Raw genomic sequence first — 18,357 nt, 5'->3', positions numbered from 1 at the left:
GGGAAAAAATGGCGGATACATATCCATTGCAGCCAAACAGGATTCAGACAGTGGGTATCCAGTTTAAAACCACTGTGGTGACATTTGAAAGCGGATATGAGCAAAGAAGTGCAGACTGGAATAAACCTAAAAAGACTTTCAGGCTTATTCACCAATATCTGGATGAAAAAAGTTTAAAAACCCTTACAGATTTTTTTACCGAGAAAAAAGGCGGCTTTCAGAAGTTTTATTTTGTGAATCATATTGACGGACAGACATACACGGTGAGGTTTAAAAGCGATTCCCTAACGGTTGAGAGGGTTAATGCATATTTTTCAAATGTTGAGGTAGAGGTAGTGGAATGCTGACTCTGCAGAGCAATGTTAATAATGTGTTGACGGCGGATGAGCTGATCACCTTTTATCTGTATGAAATTGATTACGGTGATGGAGTTTTGTATTGGACGAACTGGGGGGAAGATGTTTCTTACAATGGCCGGATTTATGAGGCTCAGGTAATAAAGCATGCCGATATTACCTGGTCAACCGATGGAAAGATAAACAATGTTGTTTTGTCGATCGGAAATGCGGACAGGGTTATTCAGTATTATATTGAAAATTATGAGTTGCTTGGCAAGCAGGTAAAAATTATCCAGGTTTTTGCAGATTCTGCCGGTATTATCCAGGGAAGTATCGAGGTAACTTTTGTTATAGAAAGTGCTGTGGCCAGAAAACAGCAAGTGGATTTTACTCTGTCCATAGGGATGGATTATCTCAAGTCGAAAGTTCCTGCCAGAAAAATGTTTGCTGGTTACTGCAGATGGCAATTTAAAGATCAAAACTGCGCCTACAGCGGAACAGATACCTCTTGCAGTAAAACTTTTCAGGACTGCCTGAAAAAAGGGAATCAGAAAAGATTCGGCGGTTTTCCTGCCATTGTTAACGAGAGGTTTTATATATGAATGTGAGTTTTTATTTGAAGATACCGTATAAATACAACGGAAGGGATGAAACAGGAATTGACTGCTGGGGTCTTGTTTTATTGTTTTATAAAAGAGAGTTTCGGGTGAAGCTCTCCGATTATAAGCATGGCACAAAAAGTTATAACGAGCTGGGCAATTTCATATCAAGGCAGGTTGCAAGTAACGGTGAGTTTGCGCCGGTTAAATTCTTAAAATTCGGCGATCTGCTGCTTATAAAAAACAATTCAGAGGTTGTGAATCATATAGCCGTTTATATCGGGGAAAACAGGATACTTCATGCCCTTGACGGTGTGGGAGTCGTTGTGTCGAAGCTGCATTTGTGGAAGTCTAAAGCCTCGATGTTTTTGAGATACAGAGGGATACATGCTGATTAAATTAGTCGAGAATGTTTTTGATAAAAAGAGTGTAAAGGTAATTGACGTTGATTACAAGTATCAGACAGTAAAAGATTATTTTTTGTCTGTAACTGATTATAATCCGGATGATTTTATCCCTGCCGTCAACGGCGGCAGGGTTAATTGGGATTATATCCCGTCCAGAGATGATGAGGTTATTTTTATCAATGATATTAAAGGCGGAGGCGGTGGAGGGCTTCTCGGCGTAATTACGGGCGGTGCTTTGATAGGCTTGAGTTTTGTTCCTGGACTGCAGGGAGTGGCTCCTTATCTGATGACAGCCGGTATTTCGATGCTGGCTGGATCTGTTGTGGGATATGTTGCGGAAAAGCTGTTTGCTCCCAATTTGCCGGATAGGCCTGATTATAGCGGATTCAGTAATTCAAAAACGTATTCCTGGGACGGTATTCAAAACATTGTCGGCGAGGGGAATGTTGTCCCTGTTGTGTACGGAAAGCACCGTGTCGGCGGGGTGGTAATTGAGGCCTTTACCAGCGGAGATACGGTTAACGGTATCCAGGAAAAAAAATATTTGAATGTATTGCTGGCTTTATCGGAAGGTGAGATAGAAGGTGATTTGTCGGATGATAAAATTTTTATCAACAAAAACCCTATTACCAATTTTGAAGGGATTACGTGGGATTTTAGAAAAGGAACGGCCATCCAGGAGCCTATTGCCAATTTTTCAAAGATTGCAAAACAGTATAATATTTCCGGAGTGCAGTTAAAATACAACTCCCCGTACGTTTATAAAACAAATAACAGGGTGGATAGTGTAAAATTAACTATTGCTTTTTCCTCTTTGTTTCAGCTTGATGATGATGGGAATATCAAAAATTTGAGCTGTGTTTTTTCGGTAGAGTATAAAAGGATTGATGATGCTTCTTATGTTAGCTTGGGGGAATACACTGTTACAAATGCTACCAAATCTATGGTGGAGTATGATATTTATTTTACTCTGCCTGGCAGAGATGAGTATTATATCAGGATTACCAGGAAAACAGAGGATTTTGATAATGATACGAGAAAAAATGCTGTAAGTTATTTTAAATCGGTTACGGAGTATCAGAACACAGAGATAGGTTATATCAATACAGCCCTTCTTGGCTTGAGAATAGAAGCCACGGATAAGCTTTCCGGATTTATGCCGGCTATTACGGCCACCGTGAAGGGCGTGAAAATAAAAGATGTCAGAACAGGTCTTTATTCCTGGAATAACAATCCGGCTAATATCTTATATGATTTATTGACAAACAAGCGCTATGGCCTTGGGCTTGATGAGGGGCAGATTGACATTGAAAGTTTTAAAGAGTTTGCAGACTGGTGTGATGAATCGGTTAGCTACAGCTTTTATGATCCTTCTACCGGTAGTTATATAACCAAGACTGAGAAACGTTATGAAATTAACCTTGTAGTTGATAAAGAGTTTAACGCTATAGATTTAATCGGTAAAATTTGTGCAAGCTGCAGGGCCTTGCCTTACTGGCAGGGGAATAAGTTTAAGGTTGTAATTGAGCGCCCTTCTTCTCCTGTGCAGCTGTTTTCAATGGGCAATATTGTTTCGGACAGTTTTGAAGAAAATTATGTGAATCTTAAAGACATTCCTAACCAGGTAGATGTGCAGTTTTTAGATGAGGATAATGAATATGAACAAACCATTATTACCGTATTTGATAAAAGCAGGCTGGATGAACCTGTTAATTCTAAAACCATTCAGCTTTACGGGATTACGAAAAAGAGTGTGGCAAAAAGAGAGGCAATTTTTGCTCTAAAAAAAGCAAAAGCAATAAGAAAATTTATCAAATTTGAAGCAGGACTTGATGCGGTTATCTGTGAAGCTGGTGATGTTATTTTATTTCAACATGATACCACGCAATACGGCTATGGTGGACGTATAAAAGAAGTATTAAGCGATAGAGTTATACTCGATAGAACAGTCCCTCTTGAACAGGGTAAACAATATACTTTGAGGGTAAGAAAATCTGATAACACTTTTGAAGTATTCACTGTTTTAGCAGAGGCTACAATTGAAACAGATGAGATTAAGATTAATATGCAGTCAACCGCACAGGCTGGCGATGTGTATGCTTTTGGTGAAGTTAATAAAGAAGCTAAGCCATACAGGATATTATCAATTGCTAAAAAAACAGACAAAACAGTTGAAATTCATGCAGAGGAATACAATGAAAGCATATTTAACGAAGATGACAGCATTGAAATCGAAGAAACAAAATACAGCCAGTTGGGACTGACAGAAACTTATGAATTGGACGGGACAGCTGATGAGCCACAGCCTATTAAACTTGCCGATAATCCGAGAGTAAGTGTCAGTTATTATGATATTCCGCCGTATGTTTTAGATGTGACTTTGACAGAGAAGGTGGAATTGATTAACGAACAGGTAGTTTCAAGTATTATTGTTGATTTTGCTACCGTAAAAATGCCTGAAAACAGCTTATCGAGAATTGACAGATACGAGATACTTCACAGCACGGATGGTGCAAACTGGGAGGTAGTGGGGTTTTGCAGGGGTGGTTTTTTTGAGCTTAGAAACGTGGAAATAGGTATCAGGCATTACATTCTTGTGAAACCTTACACAATTTATGGTGTTACCAATGATATTGAAAAAAGCCAGTATAAATTGAAGTTTGATATTGTTCCCACAGGTCAGGTGGCCGTGCCTGATGATATCAGCAATTTTGTTGCGGTTCAAAATGGTGATCAGATTATTTTTGAATGGGATGATGTTACCAATACTCCGGTTAAATATTATGAAATCAGGCAGGGAGACTGGGCCCTTGGCAAACGCCTGATAACCACAAAGCTGTCAAAGGCTTCCGTGTTTGCGACAACAAACGGCTGGATAGATTTTTACATTAAGGCGGTGAATATCAACGGAGTTTATTCTGAGAATCCAGCAAGGTATTCTTTATATGTTAATTCTTTTGAATCCGGAAACCTGATTTATACAAAAGATGACAGAGCTGACGGATGGGACGGCGATAAGGAAAATTTCTTTGTCAATGTGGAAGGGGATCTGGAGCTGCAGCAGGGAGCTGGAAAAGGACAGTATATAACCGGTTATATTGATTTGTTAGAGCAGGCTACTGCCAAGATTCTTATAGATTATGCCGTAAAAGGTGAAATAGGGAATGAGAAAACATGGGATGAGATGGATGTGATATGGGATGAGGCGTTAGAAGTTTATGAAAGCCTGGTTGATGTGGGCAATATTGATTACAGACATGAAATTTCTTTGTTCACGGGGCTGTCAGATGATTATGTGAATATAGTGAGGCTTTCAAATTCTACAGCTCCGCTTTTGGATAATGGGACGGTAGCTGTCAGTAATGAGGCAAATGTTACTTATGAGTTTTGCACTTTTCATCACGGGGTGAAAAAAGATTTCAAATCGGTTCTGGACTACAGTGTGCAGGTTCCGGATATATACGGGATTTTATTCAGGTTTAAAGTGCTCTTTTTGACTCACAATGGGGTTATATGTGAGTTTATTGGAAGCGGGAATAAATTGAGCGTGGTATTGCTGCAGGATGGCAGATTGTGGCTGTTTGACGGGGTGGATTTTATTGAGAATAGATTGCAGATTTCGGAAAATGATAAACTGTTAATAGGTTTTTCCAATATGGTTAATTCAAGTGAGTTTCTGTTTTTTACGGGCAATGTCAGCACAAAAGAATATGCGGTAAACAGAGGCATATTAAATTTTATAAAGCCTATCACAATTTCGGTAAATTGAAAGGAGGAGAGGGATGATTAAAGAGTCGTTGAAAGTAAAAGGCTTTATGAGTGCTGTCTTGGTGAAGCAGGATGGCAGGAAAGAAGTGATTATGAGTGATAATTTGATATTATCTGTTGGTTTTGATTTTATCTGTGATGCAATTGCAAAATCAACGCAGCCTGCTCCTATGGGTTATATCGCTGTGGGGACAGATTCGACAGCTGTGGATCCTGCTCAGACCGGACTTGTTAATGAGATAGCGAGAAAAGCCGCTACATATGGCCATACAGCCGGGACTAAGTCTTTTACTTTGACTGCAACTTTTGATGCGGGAGAGGCAACCGGAGCTCTGGTAGAAGCTGGAGTTGTTAATGCTGCTACAGGCGGGATTTTTCTGGATAGGGTAACGTTTCCGGTTATCAACAAGGAAACTAATGACATGCTAACTGTTACTTTCACTTTTACCCTTTCATAGGTGAGCCATGGGATTAACTGCTAATATTAGAGATTTAACCTGGGATGGCACGGCTTCCGATTGGGATAATACTGATGTCACCTGGGACGGTGCTGTTTATACTGAGTATCTGCAGACGGTGGATGAATCTGCCGCTATAAATGAAGATTTGCCGGTAAAAAGTGCCGTAAAGGCTGTTAGTGAACAGCTTGCGGTTAATGAAGGGTTTGACAGGGAATTTATCATTTTCAGGGATATTTCCGAGACTGTTAAATTTATGGAATCTGCTGCGAAGGATTTGGCAAAGAATTGTTCGGAGCTGATTGGCTTTAATGAGTCCATAACCAAAAATATTGTGCTTTTTAGTTTTGAAAATTTAAATATGCAGGAAGCGGAAGATGATCCTACCGACTTTAAACGCCATTATTATGAAACGATATCTATTGCTGAGTCTGTTATAAAACGGTTGGCAAAGAATTGTGCGGAGAGTGTAGGTTTTGTTGATCTGCTTATTTTGCCTTTTGCTGATGGTGTTGTTGCTGATCTGGCAATAAAAAACAGAACACTTGAAGATGAAAATTTCGAACTGATGGTGAATAAATCATCAGCTTTTGGTTTTTCTGATTGGATACGGTTTCAGGAAGGTGAATACAGCTTTAGAGAGGCTATTATCCGTTTTGTTCTGGAGAACTATGATCCGGATACAGTTACCCATATTCAAATTCCAAAGCATGTGGTTACTGTGGATGTGAAGGATATTATTGATAGAGGCAGTGCAAATATTAGTGGAGTTACAAGGGTATTTTTTAATAAAAAGTTTCATGCTGAACCTGTAGTTGTGATTACATCGTTTGTCAGCTCTGATTTTATTGTTCCTGAGATTATTGCGACTACAAAGGAATATTTTGATGTGCAATTAAAAAAGGCTGACGGCACTACCGCTGCCGGCCAGATAAACTGGCAAGCACACGGTTATTAGGAGGGGGATATGCAACAATATGTTCTTATTGCTGGTGGTGATAAAGTTAAAGATAGCCGGGCTTTAATTAATAATAATTTTGAAACGCTGCGTAGTGGATTTGAAGGAACGAGTTTTCCTGCTAATCCGGTTAAAGGGCAGAGAGCTTTTATTAATGGGGCATGGTACACTTTTGATGGCACATTATGGATCTCTGATAGTGAAATACATAATCATGATGCGAGATATTATACTGAGAGTGAGGTTGACAGCTTTTTAGCCGGTAAAAGTGATGTAGGGCATATTCATGATGATAGGTATTACACGGAAACGGAGATTAATAACTTATTATCGGATAAAAGCGATAAAACGCATACTCATGATGACAGATATTTCACGGAAACTGAGGTTGAACAATTATTTGTAAAGAAATTGTCTTCTGTTAGACCAGGTGTGGATAGAATATATGTGAATAACCAGGATGTTGATGAGTGTATTCAAACCTATAAAGATGGAACAGATTACGTCTTAAAAGTTTATAAGAATGGTGTACAGACTACCGACCCGGTAAAAGTTGATAAAGCCACTAATGCCGATCAGCTTGGTGGACAAGCTGGCAGTTATTACCGCTGTTCTGATTGTTCCTGGACATGTTCAAGTTCTTGCACAGGCAGTTGTGTCGGCGGTTGCACAGGTAGCTGTACCAGCTGCTCCGGAACCTGCACAGGAACCTGTACTGGATGTACTGGAACATGCACAGGCGGTTGTACCAGTTGCACAGGTACTTGCACGGGCGGTTGTACCAGCTGTACCAGCTGTTCCGGGACTTGTACGGGAAGTTGTACAGGATGCTCCGGAACATGCAGTGGTACATGTACCGGGTGTACTTCTTGTACCGGTAGTTGTAGTGGTGGTTGTGATGGTTGTAGTGGAGCATAAAAGGAGGGGGATATGTTAAAGCAGTATTTTAATATTTTAGAAACTAATTTTCCTATAATGGCAATAGGGGATAATTTCGATTATTTTTATCAAAATCCGGATGCAGTTGTAAAATGTATAATAGCTCCTCAATTTATTTTAGCAAAAAGTATCGAGGAGAATATTAAAAATGACAGCAACATTGTGGAGTTTGGGGACACTTCCGGAATTTTTGTAAATGGCATTTTTGTGGACAAATATTTTGTTAATCTGGGCATTGATGAAAAATTCTTAAATCAACCTGTTGGTACCGACAGTAAAGTATGGTGTCAGTTATCCGGGAATTTTGAATTGCTGCCCTGGCTACCATTTCTTTTTAAAATATCTCCTACAAATCCTGATGATACTTCATATTATGAGGTTTTAATTACGGATGAGACGACATTAGGGGATGTTATTAAAAACAGCTGGAGATACACTTTTTCACTGGAAAATAATGTATATGAAAAGCTTTCAGATACCAATGCGTGGCGCAATTTTAAAAGAGCCTACATGTACAATGAGGTTTATAAGTATAACGGTAACGTGCAGTCTAAGTTTGCCGATTACAGTCGAGTTTTGTCTTTTATTCTGCAGAAATTAAAAGCAAATAACCTGCTATCTTTAGAAGAAGAATCTGTTTTGTCAGCCTTTTTGGAAAGACTGATAGATAATGATTCTCTGATGAGAATCAATCAGAGGGAGCAGAAAATCAACGATTTGCTGGCGTGGTATAAGACTGATTAATTTGGTTAGTTTTTAGATTACACAAAGGAGAGGGAGAGGGTATGAAATTACTTGTTCATTTGACTGATGATTGCAATTTGAACTGCAGCTTTTGCAACAGAAGAAATGACCCAAAGAGAAAAGAAATTGATACATTGCCTGTTATCAAGGCGCTGCATAAAGTTAAGCCTATTGCAAATATACAGCTTTCTGGCGGTGAGCCGTTACTGGTCAAAGATAAACTTTATTATTTTATAAATGAATTGAAGGGGGTTGCGCCAATTCAGGTTTTGACAAATGGCCACTTTGTGGACGAAGAATTTGTCAGAACCTGCAATGATAATGATATCCATGTGAGGGTTTCGCTAAACGGTATCGAATCCGGAGAAAAGAATTTAAAAAATCTTTTGAAAACCAATCCTGATGGTTTGAAGTTATTAAGGAATATTAAAAATCTTTCTATCAGGCAGATTGTTGATATCAGGCATTATTTTGCAAATTCATCCATTGCATTGCTAAAAACTTTTGGATGTAGGCTGGAAATCGGTTTTGATTATTTTTCTTTGAATGCAGAGGATATTGGGGCAATTGAGATGTTTAATTTTATTGAGCAGATAGATAAGATTAAGCAGTTTGACAAGAGATTATTTGAGCATGTTTCTTTTATAAATTTTCCATATGAAAACTGCGAATGCTCGGATAATTACGTTTTGTATATTGATGGAACTCTGGAGAGATATGATGAAAGGTTTGATGTGGAAGCGGATCACAAAGGCTGTGCACTCATATCATCTTTAATGGGACGTGATAATTACGATATTCTGTTAAAGCTAATCAATGAAATCAGGAGATAGTGTGATGACTGATTATAATGAAGTACCAAAAACATATCAGATTTTAACCAATCTGACCTGCAATTTGGACTGTGCATACTGTTACGAGCATCAAAAAGACGGGAAGGTTAATAAGATAGAGTTTATCAAAGATTTTCTAAAAGCCAAATTTGAAGAGGATAAAGAAGTAAAAGCAACGGCAGTAATTGAGGTTATAGGTGGTGAGCCTTTATTGCATCCAGAACTGCTTGATGAGACGTTTGCATATGCACTTGATTTGGCAAAACAATATAACAGACCAATTATGTTTGCAATATCAACGAATGGCACACGTTTTGAAGATGAGAAAGTTAGAAAGTTATTGTTAAAGTACAGGGATTTTATTGATATCGGTATCTCAATTGACGGTCTAAAGGAAATACACGATAAATACAGGGTTTATGCCAATACAGGAAAAGGCTCTTATGATGATATAGTAAGAAGTTTGGATTGGGTTTTTAAGAATTTGAAATTTGTGGGAGTCAAGGCAACTTTCACGTTGGAGACAATAGAGTATTACGACAAAGCGGTAATAAATTTAATCAATTTGGGCTTTAAATTTATTGCTGCAAATATTGTGTATGAGGACTTTGTGCCATACCTGATGGCGCAGAAGCTTGCATTAAAGATGATGAATATTGTTGATTATCTGGAGAAAAACAATCTTTTAGGTAAGGTGTTTGTTTACCAGATAACTGGGAAGTCAAACGATGAGCCGTTTAATCCGTTAATTGCATTTAGAAATAAACAAAAGGAGAAAAGGAATTATTGCGGTTCTGTAATACACATGACCTGTCTTGGATTTGACGGCAAGGTTTACGGGTGCAACAGATTTTGCACGATGAAAAAGGAAGGGATGGAAATTGGAGAACTTCAGCAGGCAAGGATAAAAAGGTATGAAACCATATTACCGGAATTGATAAAGAAACAGCCGAATTTATGGCCCGGGGAGTGTGAAGAATGCCCGTTTATCAGCTTTTGTCCAACGTGTTCAGCCGCACCTTTTGAATATTATGACGGCTTAAAAGAGGAAACCTTGAAGAAATACCTTGCAGAAAAAAGGATGTGCGGTTGGACTTTTGCCACGATGTTGGCCAAACTTTACTATTTTATGAAGCTGCAGCGCATAAGCGCAAATAAATAAAAAGGAGGTGGGGATTATGTCAGACAGAAAAGATATCTTTGAAGAAAAGCCGATCAGTGAAAGGGATGAGCTTGTAGCTGATACTAAGTATGATGAGGAAGGATTACCAAATCCGGATATGTCCGATGTGAAGGTTGAGAAAGATATTCGTACCGGTGAACATGATGAAGAAGGAATACCGACTCCGGATGTCTCAAATATCAAAGTTAGCCCTGATACTGAAGTTTATGACGATGAGAAAGAGGAAGGCAGAAGGTAAAAGGCAGGAATTTATCCTGCCTTTTAAACTGAGAATAATTGTCACGAAATTGTAACACTTTTTCATCATTTTTCATTATTTTTCTTGTCTTTTTGATTATAAAAGTCTAATAATTATTAGAACTTATGAGATATGAGGAGAAACCAAAAGCGGTTCAATCCCGCCCGCGCCTATTTTGTTAGGAGTAGTTATGAAAATTGTTAAATACTATAAAGCTAAAAGTTATGAACCTGAAAAAAATTGGAGGCGTGTAAGTCTTTGTAATCAGAAAGATATATCTATTGAGCATTTTGTAAAACCGCCGAAGCACTCTTCACCAAAACATAAGCATCCAAATGCTCAAATATTGATTGTGTTAGAGGGTAAGCTTGCCGTTTGGACTGAGAAGGATGGAGAAGTGATCCTAGATAAATATGATACAGTGTATATTGAAAGGGATGAAGAACACATAGTAACTAATCCTCTTGATGAGCCTTCTGTGGGGATTGATATTTTTGTTCCTGGTAGACCATTTGATTTTTGGTTAAAAAATAAAGAGTTGCTCAAATAATTTTTAGTTTTTTTAGTAACTTTTCAGTTGGTATACCGTTTTTATCGTAACCTCTTTTTTTATAGTAGGTTTTTAACATCTTATCTATAGGTGGGAGTTTTTGTTTTTTATCTGACAGTCTTTGTTCTAATATTAATCTTGCAGGGAGGATATCATCTTTTTTTGATATTCCAAGGAGGCAATTCAAATATCTTTCTAAAAGGTGTATTCTCTCTCCTGCAGTAATAAATTCTTTAGCTGTTATATTTATTCCTGTTACTGCAACCCACATTTTGTGATAAAGGGAGAAGTCTACCATAGATATGGCGACTTTAGGGAAATTTGTCATAAAAAATTTTAAAAGAAAATGTGGAGTATACTTTGTTAATGGTGCTTCAAAAAGATAAGCAAATGCAGTAAATAGACATGTTTGTAGTGAGTTGATACAATTAAAAAGATTTTCAAAAAATATAGTATAATCAACTTTTCCTTTTTCACTATAGGGGTTTAAAAGATCAAAAATTATCTCAAGACCAATTGGATACGCTGATAAGTGACATCCTCCCCTATTGGCAGTAGAAAATGATAGCGCTTGACCAAAAGCTGCTCTAGGGTCATAACCGGAAATTTCTAATCCTTTAATGTGTATTGCGAATTCTTTCCCACCATATTTATCAGCAACCCTTTTTACCCCTTCTGCAAGTTCATTTCCAATTTCTATTCGATGGGCAATTTTAAAAATTATGTCTGCTATGTTATCATGTTTACCAAAGTTTAAGTTACTTTTAAATATCCCTTTTTCATTTGCCTCCATAGCCCATGCGAGTGTACCACCGAGAGAAATAGTGTCTAACCCCATTTTAGAACATAAAAAGTTCCATTCTGCAACTTTTGCAGGGTCAAAAATTCCAAGGTTGCTACCTAACAATGTAACGGTTTCATATTCAGGTATTGCCATATCTTTTTGATTAATAATGCCTTTGTGTCCGCAAAGGATAGAACATGGTTTACAAGTATGATGTTTTGAATTAAAAAGGGCTGCCATATTTTCGCCTGAGAGGTCGAAGGATTTAGGGTCAAATCCATCTTTAAAATTATATACAGGCATTGCACCTTTTGGGTTTGTAAAATTTACATTTGAAGATGTACCAAAGTTTCTATAGTTATATGCTGTAAACTGATTTCTATTGATATAATATATCCCCTTCTTGCGAAGTTTACTAAAAAGAGCATGGTTTTTAGGTAATATTTTGTATTCACCCTGTTTAACAACAATCCCTTTTAAGTTTTTTGAGCCAAAAATTGCTCCAAATCCACATCTGCCTAGAAACCTGTGTCCTGAAATTACGTTTGCATATCTGACAAGGTTTTCTCCTGCAGGACCAATAGCTAAAGTACCATCTCCATATTTACTGAGATAATCTTGTGTATAATATGTATCTTTGCCCCATACTTCAGAGGCTGATTCAAACATAACTTCTTTTTCATCAATTATCAAGAAGATAGGTTTACTTGATTTGCCTTTAATTATTAGTGCATCAAAACCATTTTTTTTGAGAGACATGCCAAATGGACCACCACAAGATGATGTACCGATGATCCCGGTTAAAGGAGATATGGTAATTGCATGAAATCTTCCAGAGCAGGGTGCATTTGTGCCCATTAAAATCCCAGGCATAATTATTATAATGTTTTCAGGAGAAAACGGGGATATTTTGCCTGGAAAATTGTCGTAAAATAATTTTAAACCTAACCCTTTTGCGCCTAGGTAATTAATTCTATCCTCTAGCGGTATTTGAGAAATTTCAAAGGTTTTGTTGGTAAGATTTATAGTAAGTAGCTTGTTAGAGAAACCTTCAATTACTTTCATTCGTAAGCCTCATTGAGTATTTTTAATATATCATTTTTACTAACGTATACAGGAGAAAATGTAATTGCTCCATCATTTAAAGATAGTTCTGCTATGTTATTAAAATCATTTTTTTTGACACCTGCTTCTTGTAGAGTAACGGGCAGTCCAGTTTTTTCGTTTAATATTTTTAGTAATCTCTGAATAATTATGACTGTGTCTTCTGATTTGTTTTGTGAATTTATGAAAGTTTCTTCATCAGAAAGGAAAAGTAGTAGTTTGCCAATATCATCTTTTTTATTTTGAAGATAAAATTTAATTCCATAAGGTAATAATATTGACATAGCAGTACCATGAGGAATTTTAGAAATTGCGCCAATAGAATGTCCTATTGCGTGGATTATTCCTACCATTGAATTTGAAAAAGCTATTCCTGCACATGTAGATGCGATGGCAAGGTTTAATCTTGAATATTTATCTTTAGGTTTTTCAATTACTTTTAAAAGATTTTGACTGATCAATTTTATGGCGGTTATGGCAAAGGAATCAGAAACAGGATTTTTTTGTAGGCATAAATATGCTTCAATTGCATGCGTGAGTGCATCCATTGCAGTAGCTGCAGTCAATTGTGGTGGCAAAGTTTCTGTCATTCTTACATCTAGTATGGCAACATCGGGTAATAGAAAATTAGAAGCAAACGGAAGCTTTATCCCTCTTTTTTTATCATAAATAACAGCTACAAGTGTTACTTCGGAACCTGTACCGCTTGTGGTAGGAATGACAATTAAAGGTTTTGTTTTTTTATCTAATCTATCGGCACCAGCTAATTTAATAAGATCCATTTCGTTATAGGTGATAGCTATGTTTACCCCCTTAGCAGTATCAATAACTGATCCTCCTCCAACTGCTATAATACAATCGCACTGGTGAATTTTGTAGACATTGGCCACCTCTTTAACTGTTTCAAGGGATGAGTCTGGTGGTACATTGTCAAAAAAGTGGTAGTTAATATTTTGCTCCGATAGGATTTTTTCAACAAATCTTAGTAGTCCAGCTTGTTTGACTCCATAGTCGGTAATGATAAGCGGATTTTTGCAGTTTAGTATTTCAATCTCAAAAGGAAGATTGTCCAAAGAATCAAAGCCGGCAAGAATTTTAGTGGGTGCATGGAATTCAAAATAATTATTTTTCATGGTATTACCCTCTAATTATTCCATAAAAGTATAGTTTTATTTTTAGCATATTGTTGATTGGTATAATATGCTTCATGATATTTTTACATATAAAAACCGGAAAAAGATACCTTTGAACGATTATGGATATTCTCGTGAAAATAATCCCATATGTTATTAACCCTTTTAAAACTATCCTTTTTTCAGCAAATGCTTTTTCAAGTCCTTTTTGAGCGGTAAATACTAAAAATGCACTGTTAGTATTTTTAAATTCAATGATTAAATTTGCGGAAAATGTATCAGTATCTTCAACGAACTTACCTTTAATTTTTTTTATAGAAATTATTGGAGAGTCTAATTTATGTATTTTTATAATTATTGAAAAATTTTCTGGGAAAAAATTTAATTCTTTGTTGATATTCTTATCATATTTTGAGAGAAATGTTAGGGATCTCTTAAATAAAAGAAACAAAATTTTTAAAAGAAATTTTTTCATTTATAATACCTTTTTAATATTATTAAATTTTAATTCAATTAATACTTATTGTCAAGAATCGTGCTTGCTGAGGTGATTATCTTTTTTTGAGAACTTACCTCTAAATCATTACTGAGCATTTCAGAGAGAATGAACAAAATGTTTTTTATAGGTACAATCAAACAAAGTTTTGTGAAAATGGGGTGACTCCAGTAGTATAATTACATTGAAATTTTAGGGGTGATGTGATAATTCTTATTACATGAGAAGATATTTATATTTAACAACCGGTTTTCTAGTTATATTATTTTTTTTGTTTTCTATAAAAAGCTATAATGCGTATTTTATAGATATTGAAAATAATACATTAATACCAAGAAAGGTAGTAGTGATAAACCCTTTTTATCAAAAAAATGTTTATGCGTTTATGCTGTTGAATAAATTAAAAATAGCAAAAGGTGACCATACTATTTCAGCTGTAGGTAAATATGTTCAATTTCAAGATGTAGATATTAGAGATGGATTTTGTAAGATACGTTTAAGCTTTTTGAGAGGATTTCAAAACTCTAGTAACAATGAATATCTTTTTATAAAATCTTTGTTTAAAACTTTAAAATCTTTTGATAATAATATAAAAGTTTTTAAAATCGATGTTTTAAATAATGATGCTTTTACACAAATAAATTATGATTGTGCTATGACATTAGAAAATAATGATATAAAAATAGTAGAAGGGAGTTGTGATGAGAAGTGATGGTAGAAGAAATGATGAAATGAGGCTTATTAAAATAACTACTGATTATATAAAATATCCTGAAGGTTCTGTGTTAATAGAGTTTGGTGAAACAAAGGTTATTTGTAATGCATCTGTAACAGATGGAGTACCACCTTTTTTAAAAGGATCTGGTACAGGCTGGGTAACTGCAGAATATTCAATGCTTCCAAGATCTACGCATACAAGGAATGTACGTGAAGCCCAAAAAGGTAAGCTCTCTGGGAGAACTCAAGAAATATCAAGACTAATTGGGAGGTCATTGAGATCTGTGGTTGATATGACGAAACTTGGGGAAAAAACCGTTGTTATTGATTGTGATGTGATCCAAGCTGATGGTGGTACTAGAACAGCTTCAGTTTCGGGAGGTTTTGTGGCGCTTTATCTTGCTTTTGAAAGATTGGTAGAAAATGGGGAGATTGAACAGAATCCGATTAATGATTTTGTTGCTGCTGTAAGTGTTGGAATTGTAAATGACGAGATAATTTTGGATTTGAATTATGAAGAAGATTCTGTAGCAGCAGTTGATATGAATGTGGTAGCTACAGGTGGTGGTGAGATTATTGAAATTCAGGGTACAGGGGAAGAAAGACCTTTTAATAGGAAGCTGTTGGATAAGATGCTTGATATTGCTTTCATCGGTATAGAAAACATTATTTCTGCTCAAAAAGAAGCGTTGAAAAAATGAATAAATTCTTTGTCGCTACAAAGAATAAGGGAAAACTAAAGGAAATTGCAGAAATATTAGAGCCAATAGAGGTTTTTTCAGTATTTGATATAATTGACGATAATATTGAAGTGGATGAAAGTGGTTCAACCTTTGAGGAAAATGCTAAATTAAAAGGTGAAATTTTGTCAAAATTAGTGAAAGGTTATGTAATTGCTGATGACTCAGGTTTGGAAGTGTATGCTCTTAATGGTGCTCCTGGCGTTTTTTCTGCAAGATTTGCTGGGGATAATGCAACAGATGAGGAGAATAACAAGTTATTACTTGATAAGCTGGAAGGTATCCCTTTGGAGAAAAGGGGAGCAAGGTTTGTTTGTGTAATTGCTCTTTGTAATAATGGTAAAACAATAGCTACATTTAGAGGGGAGTGTGAAGGTAGAATTGCACTTGAAATGAAAGGGAATAATGGTTTTGGTTACGACCCTCTATTTTTACTGCCAGATGGTAGAACAATGGCTGAACTTAATACTAAAGAAAAGAATGAGATCAGTCATAGAAGAAAAGCTTTAGAATATCTCAAATGTTATTTGAATAATGAACTTCAAAACTATTCTTAGTGTATTTTTATTTTTACTAATATCAATTGCTATTACTTTTTATTCACTTTCTGTGAGAATATATAAAGATTTTTTGTTATCTAAGATAGAAATTCCAAAGTTGGTTCAACAAAATAGTACTAAAACTACTACTTTGAAAATATTTTCTTCAACAGGCAATGTTATTTTCTCAAGATATATGAACTATGGAGGGGTTATTAAAATTGGTAAGGATTTCAAACAGTTTAATAGTTTTTATAGAGATTACGTTAATTTTATAGGGAAAGACATGTTGTTAGAAAAATATTGGAACCAGTTTTATTTAAAGAATAAAGATTATCTATTTTTTAGTAGATATGAAGAGTTTTTAAAAAAAAGATTTTTAAAACGATTGTTAGAAAAATTTTCATTAGAGCAAATCTATGAGATAGAATTAAATAACTATCAATTTGCAAATGGGGTTAGAGGTGTTAACGGGTATTCTGTGAGTTTGTTTAATAAAGAGTTTAACAATTTGTCATATAAGGAAAAAATTTTTCTAGTTTTATGTGTAATTTATGATTTAAAAGATGCAGAAAAAAATTATTCTTATTTATCAAAGATGTCAACAATTTTGAGCAAAGATGATACAAAAGTTGAATTTCATAAACCCAGGGTTTTTGAGATATATTCAGATTATCTTGATGGTGTTTTTAAAGAATTAGAAAATTTTCATCTTGATTTTTTTAAGAAAAGTTATGCAGTTTATACAAGTTTTGATGAGAATATTTATAAAATAAACAAGGAAATTATTAAAAATTCATTGAAAAAATATAAAGATATTGAGGCTGGTTTTGTTTTGGTGGATTACCATAGAAATGAAGTTGTATCAGTTAATGGTTCTATAAGAGATGTTTTTTCTAAAAACAGGGCAATTAGTGTTAAAAGGGAAGTTGGATCAATTTTTAAACCTATTACTTATCTTACTGCCTTTTATTATGGATTTAGACCTTCATATGTTTTAGAGGATAAACCCTATAAGTTTAAGGAGGGAAAACACCTATATACCCCAAAAAACTTTAAAAATTATTATATGGGTAAGACAAATATAAGAAACGGTCTTATTTATTCTCTTAATAACCTTACTGTGAAACTTGCTGAGGTCGTTGGACTAAAAAAAGTCACTAAAATAGCAACGCAATTGGGGTTTGAGAAGATAAAGCCTTTTTATGCTATGCCTCTTGGCTCAATCCCTCAAACACCTTTAGTGGTGGCAAAGGCTTATTCTACAATTGCAAGTTACGGTAAAAAATGTGAAGTTACTTTTATAAAGCGAGTAATTGATGATGATGGTAATGTAATGAAGCCGAACAAACGATGTAAAAGAGTAGTTGATGAGGGTTCTGCTTATCAAGTGTTGTTTCTTATGAAGAAAGTAGTACAGTTTGGCACGGCTAAAAACAAAGGGTTGATTTTTGGGACAGCAGGTAAAACAGGAACAAGTAATAATAGTAAAGACTGCTGGTTTGTAGGGATTTTTCCACCTTATGTAGCGGTGTTATGGGTAGGATATGATGATTTTAAAACTATTGAAGATGATGCAACGGGTGGTAAAATTGCAGCTCCTATAGTTGCAAGGATAGAAAAGAGGTTATTAAAAAATGTAAAAAGAGTTAGTTTTAAAGTTCCTAAAGGTATTGTTCTAAAAAAAATAGTAAGAGATAAGGATTTGTTATATTCAGATAATTGTGGAAATTATTATTATGAAATGTTAAAAAAAGAAAATATACCAAAAGAATGTATACGAAATTCAATAGTAAAGAGGCATAATAATTAAAGATTTTTGAGGTGTA

19 protein-coding genes are annotated in these 18,357 nt (G+C 35.4%); 16 read left to right on the top strand and 3 right to left on the bottom strand.

Features of this window, described 5'->3' with window-relative positions; all coding sequences use genetic code 11:
* Positions 1 to 8 precede the first annotated feature (8 nt).
* From OWK30_RS06685 to OWK30_RS06630, 12 genes are all read left to right on the top strand, one after another.
* Positions 9 to 347, top strand: coding sequence for a DUF2460 domain-containing protein (locus OWK30_RS06685; protein ID WP_423324817.1), 339 nt, complete (start codon positions 9 to 11; stop codon positions 345 to 347).
* Entirely contained in the window at positions 341 to 940 is a 600-nt protein-coding gene (locus tag OWK30_RS06680; protein ID WP_423324816.1) for a baseplate hub domain-containing protein, read from the top strand. Before OWK30_RS06685 ends, OWK30_RS06680 begins: the two co-directional genes overlap by 7 nt.
* Positions 937 to 1,335 (top strand): C40 family peptidase, encoded by a 399-nt coding sequence (locus OWK30_RS06675; RefSeq protein WP_423324814.1) that lies wholly within the window; start codon positions 937 to 939, stop codon positions 1,333 to 1,335. The genes OWK30_RS06680 and OWK30_RS06675 overlap by 4 nt, the downstream gene beginning before the upstream one ends.
* Entirely contained in the window at positions 1,325 to 5,113 is a 3,789-nt protein-coding gene (locus OWK30_RS06670; RefSeq protein ID WP_423324812.1) for a host specificity factor TipJ family phage tail protein, read from the top strand. The genes OWK30_RS06675 and OWK30_RS06670 overlap by 11 nt, the downstream gene beginning before the upstream one ends.
* A gap of 13 nt (positions 5,114 to 5,126) precedes the next feature.
* Positions 5,127 to 5,570, top strand: coding sequence for a hypothetical protein (locus OWK30_RS06665; RefSeq protein ID WP_423324810.1), 444 nt, complete (start codon positions 5,127 to 5,129; stop codon positions 5,568 to 5,570).
* Between the two features lie 7 nt (positions 5,571 to 5,577).
* Positions 5,578 to 6,528 (top strand): hypothetical protein, encoded by a 951-nt coding sequence (locus OWK30_RS06660; RefSeq protein ID WP_423324808.1) that lies wholly within the window; start codon positions 5,578 to 5,580, stop codon positions 6,526 to 6,528.
* A gap of 9 nt (positions 6,529 to 6,537) precedes the next feature.
* Positions 6,538 to 7,446, top strand: a complete 909-nt coding sequence (locus OWK30_RS06655) for a hypothetical protein (RefSeq protein WP_423324806.1) — start codon at positions 6,538 to 6,540, stop codon at positions 7,444 to 7,446.
* 12 nt (positions 7,447 to 7,458) lie between these two features.
* The gene (locus tag OWK30_RS06650) at positions 7,459 to 8,211 is read left to right on the top strand and encodes a hypothetical protein (RefSeq protein WP_423324804.1); all 753 of its coding nucleotides are present in this window, start codon (positions 7,459 to 7,461) and stop codon (positions 8,209 to 8,211) included.
* Positions 8,212 to 8,252: 41 nt separating this feature from the next.
* Positions 8,253 to 9,044 carry a radical SAM protein gene (locus OWK30_RS06645; protein WP_423324803.1) on the top strand — a complete coding sequence of 264 codons (792 nt, stop codon included), beginning with the start codon at positions 8,253 to 8,255 and terminating at the stop codon, positions 9,042 to 9,044.
* 4 nt (positions 9,045 to 9,048) lie between these two features.
* On the top strand, positions 9,049 to 10,206 hold the full coding sequence (locus tag OWK30_RS06640) for a radical SAM protein (RefSeq protein WP_423324800.1): 1,158 nt from the start codon (positions 9,049 to 9,051) through the stop codon (positions 10,204 to 10,206).
* 16 nt (positions 10,207 to 10,222) lie between these two features.
* Complete coding sequence (locus tag OWK30_RS06635) at positions 10,223 to 10,465, top strand: hypothetical protein (RefSeq protein ID WP_423324798.1); 243 nt, start codon at positions 10,223 to 10,225, stop codon at positions 10,463 to 10,465.
* 190 nt (positions 10,466 to 10,655) lie between these two features.
* On the top strand, positions 10,656 to 11,015 hold the full coding sequence (locus OWK30_RS06630) for a cupin domain-containing protein (protein ID WP_423324796.1): 360 nt from the start codon (positions 10,656 to 10,658) through the stop codon (positions 11,013 to 11,015).
* Here the strand turns inward: OWK30_RS06630 and OWK30_RS06625 are convergent.
* Genes OWK30_RS06625 through OWK30_RS06615 form a run of 3 tightly spaced genes read right to left on the bottom strand, consistent with a single transcriptional unit; the run spans position 11,008 to position 14,511 of the window.
* The gene (locus OWK30_RS06625) at positions 11,008 to 12,864 is read right to left on the bottom strand and encodes an aldehyde ferredoxin oxidoreductase family protein (protein ID WP_423324794.1); all 1,857 of its coding nucleotides are present in this window, start codon (positions 12,862 to 12,864) and stop codon (positions 11,008 to 11,010) included. The two genes, OWK30_RS06630 and OWK30_RS06625, sit on opposite strands and share 8 nt — an antisense overlap.
* Entirely contained in the window at positions 12,861 to 14,036 is a 1,176-nt protein-coding gene (locus OWK30_RS06620) for an iron-containing alcohol dehydrogenase (protein WP_423324792.1), read from the bottom strand. Before OWK30_RS06620 ends, OWK30_RS06625 begins: the two co-directional genes overlap by 4 nt.
* A 4-nt stretch (positions 14,037 to 14,040) precedes the next feature.
* Positions 14,041 to 14,511, bottom strand: a complete 471-nt coding sequence (locus OWK30_RS06615) for a hypothetical protein (RefSeq protein ID WP_423324790.1) — start codon at positions 14,509 to 14,511, stop codon at positions 14,041 to 14,043.
* 241 nt (positions 14,512 to 14,752) lie between these two features.
* Between OWK30_RS06615 and OWK30_RS06610 the strand changes: the two genes are divergently transcribed.
* From OWK30_RS06610 to OWK30_RS06595, 4 genes are read left to right on the top strand one after another with little or no spacing between them, the layout of a single operon-like run.
* The gene (locus OWK30_RS06610) at positions 14,753 to 15,244 is read left to right on the top strand and encodes a hypothetical protein (protein WP_423324788.1); all 492 of its coding nucleotides are present in this window, start codon (positions 14,753 to 14,755) and stop codon (positions 15,242 to 15,244) included.
* Complete coding sequence (gene rph / locus OWK30_RS06605) at positions 15,234 to 15,950, top strand: ribonuclease PH (RefSeq protein ID WP_423324786.1); 717 nt, start codon at positions 15,234 to 15,236, stop codon at positions 15,948 to 15,950. Before OWK30_RS06610 ends, rph begins: the two co-directional genes overlap by 11 nt.
* On the top strand, positions 15,947 to 16,546 hold the full coding sequence (locus tag OWK30_RS06600) for an XTP/dITP diphosphatase (RefSeq protein ID WP_423324784.1): 600 nt from the start codon (positions 15,947 to 15,949) through the stop codon (positions 16,544 to 16,546). Before rph ends, OWK30_RS06600 begins: the two co-directional genes overlap by 4 nt.
* Before the next feature lie 52 nt (positions 16,547 to 16,598).
* A complete protein-coding gene (locus tag OWK30_RS06595) occupies positions 16,599 to 18,341 on the top strand; it encodes a transglycosylase domain-containing protein (protein ID WP_423324782.1) in 1,743 nt (580 codons plus the stop codon).
* Positions 18,342 to 18,357 lie beyond the last annotated feature (16 nt).

The organism is Deferribacter abyssi (assembly GCF_049472655.1).
Taxonomy (GTDB): domain Bacteria; phylum Chrysiogenota; class Deferribacteres; order Deferribacterales; family Deferribacteraceae; genus Deferribacter; species Deferribacter abyssi.
This window is presented reverse-complemented; position numbering and strand designations above follow the sequence as displayed.